Annotated in this window: 14 protein-coding genes; 11 read left to right on the forward strand and 3 right to left on the reverse strand. The window is 54.2% G+C overall.

The window, feature by feature from the left end; genetic code table 11:
• Positions 1–150 precede the first annotated feature (150 nt).
• From DDY07_RS09130 to DDY07_RS09170, 9 genes are all read left to right on the forward strand, one after another.
• Positions 151–1743 (forward strand): SulP family inorganic anion transporter, encoded by a 1593-nt coding sequence (locus tag DDY07_RS09130; RefSeq protein ID WP_171695673.1) that lies wholly within the window; start codon positions 151–153, stop codon positions 1741–1743.
• Between the two features lie 127 nt (positions 1744–1870).
• Positions 1871–3154 carry a DUF2130 domain-containing protein gene (locus DDY07_RS09135; RefSeq protein WP_171695674.1) on the forward strand — a complete coding sequence of 428 codons (1284 nt, stop codon included), beginning with the start codon at positions 1871–1873 and terminating at the stop codon, positions 3152–3154.
• 132 nt (positions 3155–3286) lie between these two features.
• Positions 3287–3541 carry an AbrB/MazE/SpoVT family DNA-binding domain-containing protein gene (locus tag DDY07_RS09140; protein ID WP_171695675.1) on the forward strand — a complete coding sequence of 85 codons (255 nt, stop codon included), beginning with the start codon at positions 3287–3289 and terminating at the stop codon, positions 3539–3541.
• Positions 3535–3924 carry a type II toxin-antitoxin system PemK/MazF family toxin gene (locus DDY07_RS09145; RefSeq protein ID WP_171695676.1) on the forward strand — a complete coding sequence of 130 codons (390 nt, stop codon included), beginning with the start codon at positions 3535–3537 and terminating at the stop codon, positions 3922–3924. Before DDY07_RS09140 ends, DDY07_RS09145 begins: the two co-directional genes overlap by 7 nt.
• 219 nt (positions 3925–4143) lie before the next feature.
• A complete protein-coding gene (locus tag DDY07_RS09150; protein ID WP_171695677.1) occupies positions 4144–5328 on the forward strand; it encodes a hypothetical protein in 1185 nt (394 codons plus the stop codon).
• A gap of 9 nt (positions 5329–5337) precedes the next feature.
• On the forward strand, positions 5338–7872 hold the full coding sequence (locus DDY07_RS09155) for an ArsR family transcriptional regulator (RefSeq protein WP_171695678.1): 2535 nt from the start codon (positions 5338–5340) through the stop codon (positions 7870–7872).
• 26 nt (positions 7873–7898) lie between these two features.
• The gene (locus DDY07_RS09160; protein WP_171695679.1) at positions 7899–8069 is read left to right on the forward strand and encodes a hypothetical protein; all 171 of its coding nucleotides are present in this window, start codon (positions 7899–7901) and stop codon (positions 8067–8069) included.
• A 112-nt stretch (positions 8070–8181) separates the two neighbouring features.
• On the forward strand, positions 8182–8448 hold the full coding sequence (locus DDY07_RS09165; protein ID WP_367650866.1) for a hypothetical protein: 267 nt from the start codon (positions 8182–8184) through the stop codon (positions 8446–8448).
• 266 nt (positions 8449–8714) lie between these two features.
• Positions 8715–10268 carry an NAD(P)/FAD-dependent oxidoreductase gene (locus tag DDY07_RS09170; RefSeq protein ID WP_171695680.1) on the forward strand — a complete coding sequence of 518 codons (1554 nt, stop codon included), beginning with the start codon at positions 8715–8717 and terminating at the stop codon, positions 10266–10268.
• Between the two features lie 13 nt (positions 10269–10281).
• Here the strand turns inward: DDY07_RS09170 and DDY07_RS09175 are convergent, their stop codons facing one another.
• Complete coding sequence (locus DDY07_RS09175; protein ID WP_171695681.1) at positions 10282–11481, reverse strand: cation:proton antiporter; 1200 nt, start codon at positions 11479–11481, stop codon at positions 10282–10284.
• A 153-nt stretch (positions 11482–11634) separates the two neighbouring features.
• Here DDY07_RS09175 and DDY07_RS09180 point away from each other — a divergent pair, with 153 nt between their 5' ends.
• Together DDY07_RS09180 and DDY07_RS09185 are read left to right on the forward strand one after the other, a co-directional pair.
• A complete protein-coding gene (locus tag DDY07_RS09180; RefSeq protein ID WP_171695682.1) occupies positions 11635–12915 on the forward strand; it encodes an NAD(P)/FAD-dependent oxidoreductase in 1281 nt (426 codons plus the stop codon).
• 174 nt (positions 12916–13089) lie between these two features.
• Positions 13090–13419: a hypothetical protein gene (locus DDY07_RS09185; RefSeq protein WP_171695683.1), complete on the forward strand. Its 330-nt coding sequence runs from the start codon at positions 13090–13092 to the stop codon at positions 13417–13419.
• Between the two features lie 142 nt (positions 13420–13561).
• Here DDY07_RS09185 and DDY07_RS09190 read toward each other — a convergent pair whose 3' ends face one another.
• Complete coding sequence (locus DDY07_RS09190; protein WP_171695684.1) at positions 13562–17782, reverse strand: DEAD/DEAH box helicase; 4221 nt, start codon at positions 17780–17782, stop codon at positions 13562–13564.
• A 120-nt stretch (positions 17783–17902) separates the two neighbouring features.
• Entirely contained in the window at positions 17903–18790 is an 888-nt protein-coding gene (sucD, locus tag DDY07_RS09195) for a succinate--CoA ligase subunit alpha (protein WP_033156532.1), read from the reverse strand.
• Position 18791 lies beyond the last annotated feature (1 nt).

Here is an 18791-nt window from a genome sequence, read left to right on the forward strand (position 1 = left end):
CATACCCGTAACAAAAAGCCGGAACGGGCATCCGCCCACAAACTTCATAACGTTCGGAAAAAACTGGTTATGATTGAATAAAAACCTCATCCAATTCATTGCCCGTTTAACTGCGTGCGTATCGGGCCATGCGACTTACCCGGAGAATTCATGCAAAAACCCTCGCTAGCAAATCCTTGGCGGCAAGACCTCACCGCCGGCTTTTTGGTATTCCTGATCGCCTTGCCCTTGTGTCTGGGTATCGCCGTCGCCTCCGGCTTTCCACCGATGGCCGGCATCATTTCCGCCATCGTCGGTGGCTTGCTGGTATCGCGCATCGGTGGCGCGCAACTCACTATTACCGGCCCAGCGGCCGGTTTGATCGTGGTGATACTGACCTCCGTGCAAACCCTCGGCGACGGCGATGCAATGGCAGGCTACCGCTATACCTTGGCGGCAATCGTCATTGCCGGCGCCTTGCAAACCGTGCTGGGTTACTTCAAAGCCGGCCGCTTGGCGGCATTTTTTCCGGCTTCGGTGGTACACGGCATGCTCGCGGCGATTGGCATTATCATCATCAGCAAACAATTACCGGTGATGGCCGGCGTGCAAAGCCAAGGTGCCAGCATCCTGTCCGGCATCGCCGCTTTGCCGCATAGCCTGATTTACTTCATGCCACAAATCGGCTTGATCGCATTGGCAGGCATTGTGGTGCTGATCGGCTGGCCGCAAATCCAGCTGCCCTTACTGCGCAAGATTCCGGCACCCATCATCGTCATCGCCTCCGGCATCCTGCTGGGCCATCTATTCCAGCTCGACCAATTGCAGCCGGGCGAAGCGTTCATCGTTCCTAAAGATGTTTTGTTTGCATCGCACTTTCTTGTGACTTTCCCGGACAGTCTGTTGGCCAGTTTTTACCTGCCGGATTTTGGCAAACTGAGTGCCTTGGCGTTTTGGGAAAGCGTGATTTCAATCTGCCTGGTGGGCAGCCTGGAAAGCCTGCTCAGCGCCGCCGCCGTCGATAAACTCGACCCGGAAAAACGTTATTCCGACTTGAATAAGGAGTTGCGCGCGGTAGGTATCGGCAACGTAGTGTCCGGCATGATCGGCGGTTTACCGATGATTGCGGAAATCGTCCGCAGCTCAGCCAACATCGACGCCGGCGGCCGCAGCAGCTGGGCTAATTTTTTTCACGGCGGCTTCGTCTTACTGTTTGTGGTGCTGTTTCCAGACTTGATCTCGACAATACCCTTAGCCTCGTTGGCTGCGCTGCTGGTTTATACCGGCTATCGCTTGGCTTCGCCGCAAGCCTTTGCCAAAAGCATGGACTTGGGCAAGGAACAACTGGCGTTGTTCGTGATTACCATTTTCGCGATCCTGGCCAGCAATCTGTTAGTCGGCGTACTGATCGGCATCGCCGCCAAATTGTTGCTGCACATCGGCCGCGGCGTGCCCTTGGGCAATTTGCTGTCTATATCTTTTAAACTACAAGCCAACGGACCAAACAGCTGGATTGTTAAAGTCAGCGGTGCGGCTTTATTCTCCAACTTTCTGGCGCTAAAAAGCCAGGTAGCCAGCCTGACCGACGGCCAAACCGTGATCTTCGATTTAAGCGCCACCGACTTGATCGACCATACCGTGATGGAGTTTATCACCCATTACCGGGAAGACTACATCGCTCGCGGCGGACGCTGCGAAATTCACGGGCTGGCCGACCTGGAATCCTTGGGCGACCATGCTTTAGCCGCTAGACAGCGCAGATAAATATCGGCTTGCGCCCATCCATCAAACGCAGTAAATCCTCACCCGGCACGGATGCCGGGGTCAAAATGCCAAGTGTGTCCGGCGCCAATACCTGCGTATCCTGAATCTCTATATAAAGCCCCTAAACATGACCGAAGCCACCATCACCTGCCCCAATTGCAGCACGCAAGTACCGTTGACCGAATCGCTGGCCGCGCCGCTAATTGCCGCCACCCGTAAACAGTTTGAGCAGCAGCTACAACAAAAAGACCAAGCGATTGCCTTGCGCGAACAGGGCATCAAAGATCGGGAAAAACAGCTGGCCGAAGCCAAGCGCGGCCTGGACGATCAAGTCGCAGAGCAAGTTGCCAAGCAACTGCAAGCCGAGCGCCAGCGGGTCATTGAGGAAGAAACCCGCAAAGCAAAACAAGCTGCCGCCGCCGAGCTGGAGCATAAAAGCCGGGAACTGGCGGAGTTAAACGAAGTCTTGAAAATCCGCGACGCCAAACTGGCCGAAGCCCAGCAAGCCCAAGCCGAGTTGATTAAAAAGCAGCGCGAACTGGACGACGCCAAACGCGAGCTGGACCTGACCATCGAAAAGCGCGTGCAAACCAATCTGGCTGAAGTGCGCAGCCAGGCCAAACGTGAAGCCGAGGAAGGCCTGAAACTGCGGGTAATGGAAAAAGACCAGACCATCGCCTCCATGCAGCAAAAAATCGAGGAACTGAAACAAAAAGCCGAACAAGGCTCGCAGCAACTGCAAGGCGAAGTCCAGGAACTGGAACTGGAAAACCTGTTGCGCGCCAAATTCCCGTTCGACAGTATCGAACCGGTCGCCAAGGGTGAATTCGGCGGCGACGTGTTGCAACGGGTCAACGGCCCGAACGGCACCCCGGCCGGCAACATCTTGTGGGAATCCAAGCGCACCAAAAACTGGAGCGACGGCTGGTTAGTGAAGCTGCGCGAAGACCAGCGCACCGCCAAAGCCGAATTGGCAGTCATCGTCAGCCATGCCTTGCCCAAGGACGTGGAAACCTTCGACGTCATCGACGGCGTCTGGGTCACCAGTCCCCGCGCCGCCCTACCGGTCGCCACCATCCTGCGCCACACCCTGCTGGAAATCGGTTTGGCCCGCCTCGCCGCCGAAGGCCAGCACGGCAAAACTGCTTTGGTCTACGAATATTTAACCGGCCCGCGCTTTCGGCAACGGGTCGAAGCCATCGTCGAAGCCTTCTCCACCATGCAGGAAGACCTGGACAAGGAGCGCAAAGCGATCCTGAAGCAATGGGCCAAACGCGAAGCGCAAATCGAGCGGGTGATGAATGCCACGGTCGGCATGTACGGCGACTTGCAAGGGATTGCCGGCAAATCGTTACAAGAAATCGAAGGCTTGGAGATGCGGGCGTTAGAGATGGATGGGGAATTGGAGTGACCTATCGGCCAGCCGGTCGATCTGGTTTCCAAGCTCCGGATTGGGAACCCCAGAGGATTAGAGAAATTCACAAAATTGACCCGAATATATAACCATGTTTATACTCACGTTTAAACATTCCAGAGAAACATCATGACCGAAGCCATACTCGACATCAAACAATGGGGTAATAACCTGGGCGTGCGCCTACCGGCGGCCATTGCCAAAGCAGCCCATTTGCACAACCATCAACGAGTACGGGTATCCGTTGAAGATGACAAGGTGATTATCACCCCGTTAGCCGACGAAGCTTTAACGTTGGAACAACGTTTGGCCCGTTTCGATCCCGAGCGGCACGGCGGCGAAGCCATGGCAACCGCAGAAGCAATCGGTACCGAACGTTGGTAAGCCACAAGCAAACAGCGGCCTGGGTGCCGGAACGGCAAGACATCATCTGGATCGATTGCAATCCGCAAGTCGGCCAGGAAATGCGCGACATCCATCCGTTTTTAGTGCTTTCGCCAAGCATTTTCAACGAAAAAACCTCGCTGGTGATCGGCCTGCCAATGACAACTGCCGCCTATAACGCTGACAATCCATTTGCGGTCGCTGTCGGCAAAGCCGGTGGCCGCAAAGCCGAACAAACCAGCTATGTGCTCTGCCACCAACCCAAATCCTTCGACTGGCGCTTGCGCAAAGCCAAACCGCATCCGCTCAAGGTCTTGCCGGGCGATTTGTTCACTCAGGTTTGCGAGCGGTTGAATCAGATCATTCAGATTGGTTCGGGCTGATCCCTCTGCACTATAAGGGTAGAGTGCAGTCATTCCAGGCTCTCTCTGTGCCGATATCGCAAACGAACGGATTTCTCCAATCTCCGCTTAGGAGTTTGGATGGATAGAGGGGTCACGTTGTTTTGCTCAGACTATGTGTTTAGCTATAGCACAAAAAATACGTTAAAATTAACGCACGTTATTTTTGACGTATCAAATACATCTATCAACGAGGCGCTTATGAAAGCCAATCCCGGCGGTCAGATTGATTTAAACGAAATCATAGGGCGCGATCGCGTCATCGAACAGCTTTGGGAAACCTTGGAGCAGCAATCGATACGCATCAACGCCGAACGCCGCATCGGCAAAACCACCGTCATTAAAAAGCTTTGCGCATCGCCTAAAGCCGGCTGGAAACCGATTTTTCAAGATTTGGAGCAATACCATAGCGCCATGGATTTCGCCCAAGCCGTTTACCGCGAAGTCGATACTTACCTATCGGCGCGGAAGCAGAGCGCGCGGCGGGCCAAGGATTTTTTGCAGGCCATCGGCGGCACGGAAATCAAAGGCGTGCTCAAGTTGCCCGCTTTTAACGACCAAACGCCTTGGAAAACGTTGCTCAGCAAATCGATCGAAGACTTGGTCGAATCCCAACACCAACAAAACGAACGGCCCTTGTTGCTTTGGGACGAAGTGCCGCTGATGCTGCAAAGCATCGCCGCTCGAGAAGGCCAGGCCGCCGCGATGGAAGTATTGGATACCTTAAGAGCGCTACGCCAGGAATTAGGCGGCCAGGGCTTGCGCATGATTTTGACCGGATCGATCGGCTTTCACCACGTCATCGACAGCCTGAAACAACAAGGCTACGCCAATTCGCCGCTGAACGACTTATACGCCTTCGAATTGCCCGTTTTGGAGCCTAATTTCGCGCAGGAATTGGCGGCAAAATTGATCGCGGGCGAAAACATCGCAACATCCTACGCTGCAATCTCCGCCGAAACCGTCGCCGAATTGGCCGACGGCTTTCCGTTTTACATCCACCACATTGTCAAGGCAGTGAAATTATCCGGGTTGGAGGCGACTGCCGAGGTAATCGACAAGCAAGTCAGCAAACAATTGCTGGACGGCAACGATCCCTGGGAACTGGCGCATTACCGCGACCGAATCTCGACTTATTACGGCACCGCTTCCGAAGCAGCCGTTTTAGCACTGTTGGATAGCATCGCGGTGCGCGACGAGACAACGGCGGTCAACACAATACTCCATGAGCTGAAAAGCCAAGGCTTGGCCGTGGACAGGGAAGGATTGTTGAAATTATTGAAAGCAGTCGAACAAGACCACTACCTCGCCAAAGACGAACAAGGCCACTATCAGTTTCGTTTCCCGTTGCTGAAACGCTGGTGGCGCCTGTCGCGCGGACTTTAGGAGGTCAAGATGAGCGAATCAGCCTTTTTATCGGTATTCACGCCGAGCCGGACCGCGCCGGAAGACTTGGAAGCCATCTTCGTCCAGCGCCATGCGCTGCTGGCCGACGCCGTGGAACGGGTGCGGGAAAGCGCCGGCAGCGGCCATAAACATCATCTGTTGTTCGTCGGCCCCCGCGGCACCGGTAAAAGCCATTTGTTGACCTTGTTGGTTCACCGTGCCGGCTCAGACGAAAGCTTGCAACAGTCATTACGGATCGCCTGGCTGAACGAGGACGAAACCAGCACCACGCTGCTCGAACTGTTGCGCCGCATTTATTTGGCGCTGAGCAAGCGTTACCCAAACGACTACCGCGCGGGCGATTTGGAACCCATTTACGACTTGGATGCCGAGGCCGCCGAACGGCTGCTAGCTACGTTATTGCTGGAAAAGCTGGTCGGCAAAACGCTGCTGGTTGCACTGGAAAACCTGGATGCCTTGTTCGAAGGCCTGGGCAAAGCCGGCCAACAATGCTTGCGTGCCTTCATTCAGGAACATCCGGTGATGACTATCATCGCTACTGCCCAACGCTTGGTCGATGACGTGTCCAAACGTAACAGCACCTTCTTCGGCTTCTTTCAAACCGAAATGCTGTCGACGTTATCGGTCGAAGACGCCGCCGAATTGCTGAGCAAAATCGCCGCGCTTAACCGCCAGGACAAAGCCGCCGCCTTTTTACGCAGCCCCACCGGCCGTTCGCGGGTACGGGCCCTGCACCATTTGTCCGGCGGCAACCACCGGGTTTATCTGGTGCTGTCGCAATTCATTACCGGCGACAACATCAACGCCCTGGTCGAACCCTTCGCCAAAATGGTCGACGAAATGACGCCCTATTACCAGGAACGCATCCGCTGGCTACCGGCTCAACAACGCAAGATCGTCGAATTTCTATGCAGCCGGGAACGGCCGACGCCGGTCAAGGACATGGCCCGCCATCTGTTCGCCAGTCAACAAACCATCTCCAGCCAACTCAAGGATTTGCGCGCCAAAGGCTACGTACAATCGGCCCAGCGCGGCCGCGAGTCGCTATACGAAATCGCCGAACCCTTGATGCGGATTTGCGTGGAAATCAAGGAAAACCAGTCGCCCGGCCCGCTAAGGCTATTGGTGGATTTTTTGCGGGTTTGGTACGACGGAGCTCAACTCGACGAACGTTTGTCGGCCTGTGGTGAAGGCAGTTTGGCGCGTAATTATTTGCAGGCGGCGATCGACAGAAATTCGGTTCTGGGAAATTTGCGGGCGCAATTGTTGTTGGAGGACTTTCGCAATGAGTTGAATGACGAGCAACGTGACAAATGGATGTCGATAATTGAAACCGCTTCAAACTTATCCGAAGAATTGACTCTTGCTTGTGGGGAGTTTGCCAAGGGAAATAATGAAGTCGGAATGAACTATTTGGAAGATATATGCAGGGAAACCGATAAATATCCTCAACTAGTTATTGAAGTAGCATATGGCTTCGCCGCAATTGAGTATTTTGAATTCGGCCGAATCGAAGCGGGCATTCGAATGGTGGATGGATTGCTCGAATTATCAAATGCATCCGGTGAGATACTGGCGGTGGCCCTAAATAATAGAGGAGCCACTTACGAACGCTTGGGCATGACCGATCAAGCACTAAAGGATTATAGCCGCGTAATCGAAATGGGCGCGGCACCGGAGGAAACAGCAAATTCGCTCATCCGGCGCGGAAGAATAATGGGAAACTTGGGAGAAATTGAGGCGGCGTTGAAGGATTTCGATCGCGTTGTCGAATTGCACGACGTCCCGCCGGATTCGATCGCTAACGCGCACTACAACCGAGGAGTAGCATTAGGTCGGTTGGAAGATTTCGCCGGCGCGCTTGCAGCCAACACTTTAGCAATCGAATCGCCTGAAAGGTCACCGGAGACCCTGGCGAATGCTTTATATAACCGAGGAGCTCTCTATTCTTTAGCCGGCAGGTTAGAAGACGCCGAACGCGATTACGCGAGAATTTTAACTATTGAGAATCTGCCGGATGACATATTCGCAGACGCACATTCCGCTCTGGCATTGGCAAGCTTCATGCAGGGACGCTGGACGGAAGGAATCGGGAGACTTGCGGATGGTTTAGCTCAATTAACCGCGAATAGTCAGCCGGAAGAAGCCCTATTTAAAGCCATGGTCTCTTTTGTCTATACCAGTAGCCTGTCGACAACCGCGCGCCAACAACGCATCGCCGAATTCGGGCAAGTTTTCGAACAACGCCACGCAACAACTTACCTCGGCGAAGCCCTAATACACCATCTTGGCACTATCCACCGCAACCTCAACGAAACACCCAGCCCCGATAATCTGGAGCAATGGTATGCGGCTTGGGAAGCCGCCGGTACAAACAGCGAGGCTCTGAAATTGCCGCTACGCCTGTTGCGCACCGGCATCGATTTTCTGAAAACCGGCGCACAGGACCTTAGCGTTTTGCTGGATCTGAACCAGGAAGAACGGCAAATTTTGGTTCAGACTTTCGGTCTCGAGGAAGCCTGAGCAAACCTATTCGCCCTCAGAAAAGCTTGAATATCGTGTTGGATTCCTGGCGGTTTTTGCAGCGCGACAGCGAGTTTCAGCTTTACGGTTACGTGATCCTGGAAAATCACTTGCACCTGATCGCCGCTTCGCCGGATTTGAGCCGGGACATGCAACGGTTTAACCCAGATTGTCCATTAGAGGCTGAATCGCCCTAATATCCACAAGTTACTCTAATGGCATCCATTAGAAATCGTCAGAATTCGGTGTATTTCTGCGAATGGATTATTTGGGTTTAAGGCTTATACCGCCAAGCAAATCATCGGTCATTTGCAACAAAGCGGTTCGGCGCGGGTGCTGGAATTATTGGCGTTGTTGAAGCGACCGCATAAGATCGAGAGCGAGTACCAGGTTTGGGAGGAAGGTAGCCATCCGCAGCTGATCGAATCCGAGGCAGCGATGCGGCAGAAGCTGGATTATATTCACCTTAATCCGGTCAAGCGCGGTTATGTCGATTTACCGGAGCATTGGCGCTATTCCAGTGCACGGAATTATTCGGGAATGGAGGGCTTGATCGAGGTGGTTAAAGACTGGTGAGGATTTGGGAAGCTGGAGCTTCCGATGGCTGGGTTCCCAAGCTGGAGCTTGGGAACCAGAGGCCTAAGGATCGGATTACATTCAGCAGTTTAAAGCAACAAAACTACAGTATTTGAGCCATGAGTAGCACGCTCTGGAGACCAGCCAGTGTCATTAGTCGAGAGCTTCTGCGCGATGGTGCAACAGCTGAGGTAAAACCAAGCACTTGTTTTCCATTTGGTTTATTCCTAAGCTAGCCGGCTATTTATCTCCATAGAAGACAGCCAATGCGCGGCATACACACGGAATCGAAAAAAGAAGTTTACGACGTCGTCGTCATTGGCGCGGGGATTGGCGGGCTGAGTACCGGCGCATTGCTGGCGAAAGCCGGCAAGTCGGTGTTGTTGGTGGAAAGGCACGACAGGCCGGGCGGCTACGCGCATGGCTTTAAGCGCCGCCACTTTCATTTCGATGCCGGTGTGCATCTGGTCAGTGGTTGCAGCCCGGAAGGCTATGGCAACGGCAGCACTATGAATAAGATTTGCCGGGCGGTGGGCATAGATCCGGAGGAACTGTTTATCCCCGTACCATCATACGCCCGAGCGGTTTTTCCGGATTTCGAAATCCCGTTGCGAGCCGGCGAAGCGGCGTTCGTAGCCGGCTTAACCGAAAATTTTCCGGCAGAAAAGGAAGGTCTGCTGGCGTTGATCCGCCTGTGCAAAGTCCTGGCGGAAGAAGCCATGCTGGCCGAGGAAGTGTTGTCCCAAAGTAAGGCAACGCGGGTTTCGCCGATGCAAATGCTGGGCAATTTATTCCGCTACCGGCGCACCACGCTGGCCGAGGCGCTGGACGAATTTCTGGTGGATGCCCGCCTGAAAAGCGCTTGCGCAATGCTGTGGCCTTACTTGGGTTTACCGCCGTCGCAACTGTCTTTCCTGTATTGGGCGTCGATGATGGCCGGTTACACCTACGAAGGCGGCTATTACTGCCGGGGCAGTTTCCAAAATTACGCCAATCAACTGGCCGCCGCCATCGAAAACCAAGGCGGCGAAGTTTTGCTGAATGCTAGCGTGCGGCGGATTTGTGTCGAAGCCGGTAAAGCTTGCGGCATTGTTTTGGAAAACAGCCAGGTAATCCGGGCCGAAACGGTTATTTCCAATATCGACATTCGCCAAACCGCCGAATTGTTGATCGGCCCGGAGCACTTGCCAAGCGGGTATGGCGAAGGCTTGGCAAAGCTGTCACCGTCTTTGTCGATTTTCGCCTGCTATATCGCCACCGACCTACCGATCTCGGAACAAGACCACGCCCATGAAGGGTTTTTCTTTGAAACGTTCGACCACGAAGCCAGCTATGCCTGCAGCCAATCCGGCCAGAGCAATTGGTTTTCCGCAACCCTGCCCTCCTTCGCGGACTCCTCCTTGGCGCCGCCCGGACAAAGCATCATGATGCTGACCACCTTGTGTCCGTTTGACGTAGGCGAATCCTGGCGCATCGCCAAAAGCGGCTTTCAGCAGCGTTTGCTGGAAAAAGCCGAACGGCATTTTCCCGGATTGAACGACCATTTGTTGGTCGTGGAGTCCGGCTCACCGCGCACCCTGGAGCGCTACACTCTAAACCACCAAGGCGCTGCCTATGGTTTTGCGCCCACCCCGGATCAGATTGGCCCGAACCGGCCAAGTGTAGTCGGCGCCCTGCCCGGCTTGTTCCACACCGGCCATTGGACCCGGCCAGGTGGTGGGGTAGCCGGTGTCAGCGTCTCCGCCTTACTCGCCGCGCAGGCGGTACTGGGTATCGCTAAGCAAGCAGATTTTTGGAAAACCTTAAGGATTGACGACTAAGGGCTTAGGGCATTTATTCTGCACGGGAAATAAGCGCCTGCATCTTCGCCAGTTTCGGCGATACCACCGGCACCGTCAGCATCGTACTGAGGACGGCCATTAGCAACAGCGCGGTAAAAGTTTCACTGCTAATGATTTGTTTATCCAGCAACACATTGGCAAAAATAATCATGATCAAGGCTTTGGTTTGCAGCAACCAACCAATCAAAGACGCCTCGCCGCGCTGCCATTTCAAGATTTTTCCAGCCAGATGAATACCCAGCAATTTGCCGAACACCGACACCAATAGCAATAAGCCGGCAACCACCAACACCGCAGCCCCACCCATCGCCCAATTGGTTTTCAAGCCGGCACTAATAAAATACACCGGCATCACGGTCAGCAATAAATGGTGACGCAACAAGTCCATCTGCGCTTGGTTAAACCAATGACCATCCAAGATGGCGCCGGCCAAAAACGCCCCCACCATGAAATGCAGTCCGGCCCAGTCGGCGGCAAAGCCTGTCGCCGCCAAGGCGATGATGCCGACATACCAGCGGTCACGCTCAGGGAGCCAGGCCATCAGTTTGCGAATCCCGTAAGCGCTGATCGCAAAACCTAACAAAAACGCACCCTGCCGGCCTACCCGGTCCCAATCCAACAGAATCAAAGCCAGTACAGCCCAAATTGCAATATCGTCCATGCTGGCGTAACGCAAGATACGCTGGCCGATGGGCTGCCGCAGCACTGCCAATTTTTCCATCAGCAAAATCAAGATCGGCAACGCTGTCACTGCGCAAGACATGCCAATCCCCAACACGAATTGCCAAGGCATGGCCTTGGCGCCCATCCAACCCGGAAATAGCAGCATCCCCAACGCCGCAACACAACCTAAACCCAAGGGCACACCCAAGGCCAAGCCCGCCGTGATACTGGTTTCCAGCCGGTGTTGCCAGGCTTGCCGCAAGTCCAACTCGATGCCGGCCACCCAGACAAACAGCATCACCGACCACCAGGCGATGCCGTTCAGAGCTTGTATGACCTGGGTATTGAAAACAAACGCATAATAATCGGGAAATGCGTTGCCCAAGATGCCCGGCCCCAACAAAATCCCGGTGATGATTTGCACCACCACCAAGGGTGCGAAATAATCGGTCCGACCGATTCGCCAAATGAGGTACGGCAAGCTGTAGATGATGGTCAGGGCGATCAGAAATACTTCAGTGGTGTTCATAGTGCCAATCGTTTGGAGTCAGTCGCGTAAGGCGGGTATTATGGCAAATTTACCGCCGATGAACCGATGCAAGCCATTGCTTAGTACAGTGGCTTCGACAAAATTAAATCCACCCCACCCTTAGTCCCGATTTTCTTACACAGGCACAACAGCATGTCACAATCTGAACGTTTCGATGCCGCCGTCATCGGCGGCGGTCCCGCCGGTACCAGCGCGGCAATCATCTTGGCCAAAGCGGGCAAGCACGTGGTGCTGTTCGAGCGCTCACGCTTTCCACGCTTTCAAATCGGCGAATCCTTGTTGCCGGCTTGCTGGGAGCTTTGGCGGCGGCTGGGCGTGACGGAAAAAATCGAAGCCGAAGGTTTTACCGTCAAGCAAGGCGCAAACTTCGGCATGTTCAATCAAAAACCCGATGTATTGCTGCTGACAGCGGAATATCCGGGGTATTTCGAACGGCCCTATACCTATCACGTCGAGCGCGCCCGCTTCGATGAAATTTTGCTGGAGCATGCCGCCGAATGCGGCGTTGATGTGCGGCGGGAGTGGGCGGTGGCCGACGTATTATTCGACGGCAAACAAGCGATTGGCGTGAGCGCCGGCCGGAACGGCTCCAACCCGGCGCCCATTCATGCTTCAGTGGTCATCGACGCTTCAGGGCGCGAGTCGTTAATCGCCCGCAAGTTAAACTGGCGACGCCCCTTACCGGAATTGAATAAAATCGCCCATTTTGCCCATTTCAAAGGCGGCTTTCGCCGCGACCCGCACGGTTTTATCAATTTTGGAGACGTGATAGACGGTTCGGTCACCACCGACATTCATACCATTGATGGCGGCTGGATTTGGTACATTCCGTTACGCGACGACATCGTCAGCGTCGGCGCGGTGTTGGATACCCGCTTTGCGAAAAGCTTGGGCGATTCGCCGCAACAGCGCTTCGAGGCCGCCATTCAAAGCTGCGAGTGCGTGCGAGAGTGGCTGGCCGACGCAGAGCAAGCCATGGACATCAAAACCATTTCATCCATTGGCTATATGAACGAACGTTTTCACGGCGACGGCTTTATGCTGGTGGGCGATGCGTCGATGTTTGTCGATCCGGTATTTTCCGCCGGGGTGACGCTGGCGATGCGTAGTGGGGTTTACGCGGCCGACGCGGCGCTGGAGGGTTTTGCCAACGGCGACGATTTCAGTGCCGCGCGTTTCAGTCATTACGAAGCCCGCATCCGCGAACCGATGGGGCGGATCTTTCAAATGATCTACAACTGGTACCGAATTCTGGAACAAAAAGACGCCAACAATATCATCTTACGTTCCCGGCAAAGCCCCATGCTGCGCGAACGCTTTATTGTCTTGCTGTCCGGTGGTTATGACATGGTCAGCATGAAACAAATTCTGGAGGCCGGTCAGGAACCGAGTTCTACTTATTTGATTTCTTGAACTTGATTGGCGTTTTAAGTCAGCCAATTAAAAGACGCCCAAATATCCAAAGCTTACTAAGCTCCGTGCAGCTAGCCGCGTAACGTTAAGGCGATCTTAATATTGCCGGCTAAAATGACTTCGCCGACGGTTTTAAAACGTTGGCAACCTAATAACGACACTACCGAGGCACACATGAACAACATCAACACATTTTTACTATCGGGCGCGTTGCTGGCATTTTTTGGCTTGGCGCAACCCTGCTTCGCCGGCATCGAAACCCCGCGCATCGACCAGCGCCAGGAAAATCAGGAAAGACGCATTGAGCAGGGCGAGGCTTCCGGCGCCTTGACCGACCGCGAAGCCAACCGTTTGGAACACCAACAAATGCGCATAGAACGCCAAGAAGCCGCAGCGAAAGCTGATGGCGTGGTCACTGCCGGCGAACGAGCCCGATTGACCCATCAACAAAACAAAGCCAGCCGCAATATCGCTCGTAAGAAACATAATTTAAGACGGGATTAACCCAGCGCAATTCAGCCCGGTTTGGCGTTCCCGCGAATGCGGGAGCGCAGTAAAATCAAAAACTAGGAACCCCGCATCTCGGGTGCACTTTAAAATGGACCTACAGTAAAAACCACGCCTAGTAGCCGGATTCGTTGCCTGTTTAAGCTTCGCCTTTCATCAAATTCAGCAGTTCATCAGCCGACACTTTGCCACTAATATCCGCGCCATCCAGCAAGCTGTCGGCCAAATCGCGTTTATGGCTGTGCAGTGCGACGATTTTTTCTTCTATGGTGTTTTTGGCGATCATCCGGTAAATCGTCACCGGCCGCTGTTGGCCCATGCGATGTGCCCGGTCCGAGGCTTGGTCTTCCACCGCCGGATTCCACCAAGGGTCCATATGAATCACATAGTCGGCGGCGGTCAGATTTAAACCCACGCCGCCGGCCTTCAAGCTGATCAGGAACAATTCGCCGTCGCCGCGCTGAAAGGCGTCTACCCGTTGCTGGCGCTCTTTGGCCGGCGTACTGCCGTCCAGATATTGATAACGAATGCCGCGCTGTTCAATGTAGTTTTTAATCAATTGCAAATGGTCGACAAACTGGCTGAACACCAGAGCCTTGTGCTTGTTATCCAGCAATTCGTCGACGATGTCACCGAACGCCGCCAGCTTGCTGCTGGGCAAAGCCACCGCGGCGTTGGCCAACAAGGTATTGCAGCAACTACGGCGCAATTTGCTGATCGCCGCCAGAATCTGTAATTGTTTTTGCCCGGCCGGTGCATCGGCGCTAGTCAATGCCGCCAGACTATCCCGGCGCAAGGCTTCGTAGAAGGCCATTTCCTCGCTGCTCAGCTCGACATAGATTGGGATTTCCGTGCGCGGCGGCAACTCCTGCAATACCTGGGTTTTGGTGCGGCGCAGAATAAAAGGCTGGATCAGTTTCTTCAGTTGAAAACGGGCCTCGGCACTACGGTCGCGTTCGATAGGGCCGGCAAAGCGTTGATTGAACTGTTCCAATGAACCCAATAAACCGGGATTGATAAACCTGAACAAATTCCAAAGCTCGCCCAGATGGTTTTCCAAAGGCGTGCCGGTCATGATCAGTTTAAACTCGGCTTGCAGATTCATCGCCCCCTGCGAGCGGCGGGTGGCGATATTTTTAATCCACTGCGCTTCGTCGAGAATCACGGTCTGGAACTGGATTTTCGCCAGCATCTCGGCGACTTGTTCCTGTTGCAGCAAGCCGTAACTGCAAATCAGTAAATCGTAAGGCCCCAGGTTATCCAGCAAGCGCTGCCGATCACCGCTACCGAGAATTTGCGGATGCAGCGTCGGCGCAAACCGGCTGGCTTCGTTCTCCCAATTCATGCATACCGAAGTCGGTGCGACGATCAGGCTGGGACCGTTCGGGGCGCGGTCAACCAACAAGGCCAAACCTTGCACCGTCTTGCCCAAGCCCATATCATCCGCCAGACACGCGCCGACGCCCCAGCGAGCCAGGCGCGCCAACCAGCGATAGCCGTCCATTTGATAGTCGCGCAATTCGGCTTGAAAAGTAGACGGTACTTTTGGCTGATAGTCTCGCGAATCCTTCAGGCGTTGCATGTGTGCTTGCCAATGTTTATCGGCTTTAAAACCAGCCTCGTCCTGCCAGTCTTCCAGCGTCAGGGCAGCCAAGGGATTGATCCGGACTTTCTTGCCGTGCAGATCCGCGTAGGCGCGTAAATCGTCGAGCCGGCGGCGAAACTCTTCGGTCAAAGCAATGAATTGACCGTCCTGCAATTTCAAGAAGCGGCCTTCACGGTTGTTCAATAAACCCAGCAATTGCTGAATTTCGATAACGGTATCTTCATTGACCTGCAACTCGCCCTGCAGGGCAAACCAATCGTTGTCGCGCTTGATTTGCATGCTAAAGCCGCTGCCGTTGGTTTGCCCCAACAACCGAAATCTGACGCCTTCCGGCCATTCCAATACGGCTTGTTCGGCCGGCAACGTCTGTAATTGCAACAGCAGCTCCAGACATTGTTCAGGTTGATCCAGCAAATAATCACCGGCACCATCGCGTTCCGCCTGCTCCAACACATCGCAAGCCTGCAAAACGGCTTGCGCGCGCTGTTTTTCCAAAGCCAGATCGCGTTTGGTCTGGCAATGGCGGCCGTCGATTTCGGCTAACACGCTTTCGCCGCCATGCCCAGGTTGATAATAGGCGCCGCCGCTGGCGAACGGCCGGATCAGCATCGCCACGCGCAGACCTTCGCCCCAGGGTAATAAATGCACGCGCGGGGTGGCGTCGGCCTGGACTTGCTCGGCGCTACTGGAACTGCCGCCTATATCCGAATGTACGGTCAACAAGCCGGAAATACTGGTCAGAGTTTGCAAGACTCGGTCTTGCGCCGATACCGGCACCTCCAGGCCCTTGGCGCCCAATACCGCGAGGATTTTATGATGGTCGGCGGTGAACTCCAGCACGCGCAAGCGCGTGGGTGTTTCCTTGGCGACATAGAATTTTTGTTCGTGTCCGGGCACGGGTTCCAGGCTGATTTTGATCTTGTCGCTACCAGCCAGTTTTTTCACCCGCAGTTCGGCTTCGCCCTTGACCACATCCACCCGTACTTCGGGCGCATCGGCCCAAAACAACAGCGGGTGTCCCAGCAAGGCCTGCGGCATGCTATTGTCGAACTCAAAATAAGTGCCGCTGCCGTACCAGCCGCTATCGCGGTATTCCTTGATATGCGCGCACAGCTTAATGTCCTGTTCGGTTAAATAGTCAAACTTGTTGGTTTCGTGCGCCAACCGTTTCAAGGCAATCGCCCTGCCCTTACTCCAGCCGCCTTTGGCTTGTTGTTTTTGTTCGCGCGGCTCGATGTCCAGATGATGGCTAATGTCATCGTAACTCAACAACCAGACCAAGCGCGTTGGCTTGTCGATAAGCGCGGCGGTATCGGCTTTTTTTTCGGCCTTGGGCAAATTTAATAAGGCATCCAGTGCCAAGTCCCAATCCGGGCGGCTGGCAAATAAATCCGCCAACGCCGGCCTGGCATCGAAAAAGCTGCAATCCCATTGCAGGGAACGCGGCGGCTCTATATGGGTAAAGATCTTGGCTAATTCGGCGGCCGGCCAACGATAACCGTTGTCCACCAGATGCCGGTACAGCTTTTGACTCAGTGGCGTGACATGATTGAATTGATCGGCTTTAACCCAAAATTTGATCAGGGTTAAAAACACATGCAGCAGTAATGGCGGAGTGAGCAAGGTGTCCGGGTAGCCGCTTTCCCGATAGCCGCTACTGATTTTATAGGTCAAATCGGTGTTTAACAGTTGCTCCCGCAATGACAAATCGCCTTGTAAAAAACGCTGAAACAAGGCCAACTGATGATAAATGCCCAACCAATAATTGTCGGCTTTGATCGCTTGATTGATCAGTGTGCTGAGTTTGGCGCGTTGTTTGGCGTCATTGTTTTTCAGGATAGCCAGCGGGTAAAACACGCCTGCCAAGCCGTAAAAATAGGCAGTGCGTTGTCCGGAAACCTTGCGTAGCTGTGCCAAAGCGCCCTCGAAACGGCTGACCGCTGCCGCGTAATCGCCGCGCAGAAAAATCAATGTCGCCGCGAGCGCTTGCAGCTCAGGATCATTTTGATCTGCGACCCATTGCTCGACTGCATCCCAGTCACCCCGCAGCAAGCGTAACTCCAAAGCGACGCGGTTCAACAATTCCTGCTGCACACCCTGGCTAACGAACAATAACTGCTCTAAAAAGCCATCCAATTTTTCGTCGGCATACAGATACAGCAGTTGATGTAAGCCCGAAAACCCGGCCAGCCCCAGCAATAATTGCGGATGATGCGTAGTAAACCACGCGACATCCAGCGGGTTTAAAAACCAGGAAAGATACAGTTCGTTAACCGGCGGCAGTTTACCGAGGTAGTGGGCACCGGATTCCAGGCACTCGTCTACTTTGGCGTAATCGCCGCGATAAAATTGGATCCGCGCTTCGCGAATGCAGTCGTCCACGGTGCTGTAACGATAGTAGCCATGGCCGGGCGGATTGTTCATTTGTACGGCGCCGGCAAACAAATCAAACTCTTTGTCTTCGACCGCTTGGCGGGTCAACACTTCCGCTAGGGTTCGGCAGCACCGGGTGCCGCCGGATTTGAGGTTTTCTTCCAGCAAACCGGCTTTGATCAGCGGCTTTAGCCGGGCTTTGACAGCTTCCGACTTAAGTGTTTTCTCACCCTCCCTGATACCCAAACTGCCCAGGCATTTCGCCAAATTGATCAGCGAACTATAGCCGTAATAAACCGCCAGCAACTTCATAATAACCTGTTGCTCTGGGGTTAATGTTCGAAAAGTTTTAAGGCGTTCGACTAAACGAGAAGATTGCATGATTCCGGCAAAACGGCAAAAGAGGGGATGTTACCAGCTTGGCAGGGCAAGCTAAAGAACCTCAAGTCAACACAAACAAAAAAGCCCGCCGAAGCGGGCTTTATTTTAGCGGTGGGTAACTTACAGCTTTGCCAATACCTTAGCCACTGTCTCACCCATCGCCGCAGGAGTTGGGGCAATAATTACGCCCAACTCTTTGAGCATTTCCACTTTCTCCGCCGCCGACTCGCCTACTGAGGAAATAATCGCTCCGGCGTGGCCCATACGGCGGCCTTTCGGAGCGGTTAAACCGGCGATGTAGGCCACAACGGGCTTGGTCATATGTTCTTTGGCAAACATACCGGCTTCCACTTCTTGCGGTCCGCCGATCTCGCCGATCATCACCACCACTTTCGTTTCCGGGTCTTGCTCGAATTTTTCCAGAATATCGCGGTGCGAGCTGCCGTTAATCGGGTCGCCACCGATACCGACTGAAGTCGACACGCCGATGCCCAGCGCTTTCATTTGATCGGCCGCTTCGTAACCCAGGGTACCGGAACGACCGACGATGCCGACGTTACCAGGTATATAAATATGCCCCGGCATGATGCCCAGCATGGCTTTGCCCGGACTGATGGTGCCGGCACAGTTAGGGCCGGTCAGCACCATGCGTTTTTCCTTGGGAAATTTGCTCAGAAAGATTTTGACTTTCATCATGTCCTGAGTCGGGATGCCGTCGGTAATCGATACGCAGTATTTGATGCCGGCTTCGGCGGCTTCCATGATCGAATCGGCGGCATAAGCCGGCGGCACGAACACGATACTGGCTTCGGCGCCGGCTTGTTCGACAGCGTCCTTGACGGTATTGAACACCGGGCGGTCCAAATGTTTTTGCCCGCCCTTACCCGGCGTCACGCCGCCGACCACGTTGGAACCGTAGTCGATCATCTCCTGGGCGTGAAAAGTACCAATCTTACCGGTAAAGCCTTGAACGATGATGCGAGTGTTTTGATCGATAAAAATTGCCATG

Source organism: Methylomonas sp. ZR1 (assembly GCF_013141865.1).
Lineage (GTDB): Bacteria > Pseudomonadota > Gammaproteobacteria > Methylococcales > Methylomonadaceae > Methylomonas.

What these genes read in the sequence shown, in the direction of transcription:
- DDY07_RS09130 (WP_171695673.1), top strand. Translation starts at nt 151, where the DNA reads ATGCAAAAACCCTCGCTAGCAAATCCTTGGCGGCAAGACCTCACCGCC.
- DDY07_RS09135 (WP_171695674.1), top strand. Translation starts at nt 1,871, where the DNA reads ATGACCGAAGCCACCATCACCTGCCCCAATTGCAGCACGCAAGTACCG.
- DDY07_RS09140 (WP_171695675.1), top strand. Translation starts at nt 3,287, where the DNA reads ATGACCGAAGCCATACTCGACATCAAACAATGGGGTAATAACCTGGGC.
- DDY07_RS09150 (WP_171695677.1), top strand. Translation starts at nt 4,144, where the DNA reads ATGAAAGCCAATCCCGGCGGTCAGATTGATTTAAACGAAATCATAGGG.
- DDY07_RS09155 (WP_171695678.1), top strand. Translation starts at nt 5,338, where the DNA reads ATGAGCGAATCAGCCTTTTTATCGGTATTCACGCCGAGCCGGACCGCG.
- DDY07_RS09170 (WP_171695680.1), top strand. Translation starts at nt 8,715, where the DNA reads ATGCGCGGCATACACACGGAATCGAAAAAAGAAGTTTACGACGTCGTC.
- DDY07_RS09175 (WP_171695681.1), bottom strand. Translation starts at nt 11,481, where the DNA reads ATGAACACCACTGAAGTATTTCTGATCGCCCTGACCATCATCTACAGC.
- DDY07_RS09180 (WP_171695682.1), top strand. Translation starts at nt 11,635, where the DNA reads ATGTCACAATCTGAACGTTTCGATGCCGCCGTCATCGGCGGCGGTCCC.
- DDY07_RS09185 (WP_171695683.1), top strand. Translation starts at nt 13,090, where the DNA reads ATGAACAACATCAACACATTTTTACTATCGGGCGCGTTGCTGGCATTT.
- DDY07_RS09190 (WP_171695684.1), bottom strand. Translation starts at nt 17,782, where the DNA reads ATGCAATCTTCTCGTTTAGTCGAACGCCTTAAAACTTTTCGAACATTA.
- sucD (WP_033156532.1), bottom strand. Translation starts at nt 18,790, where the DNA reads ATGGCAATTTTTATCGATCAAAACACTCGCATCATCGTTCAAGGCTTT.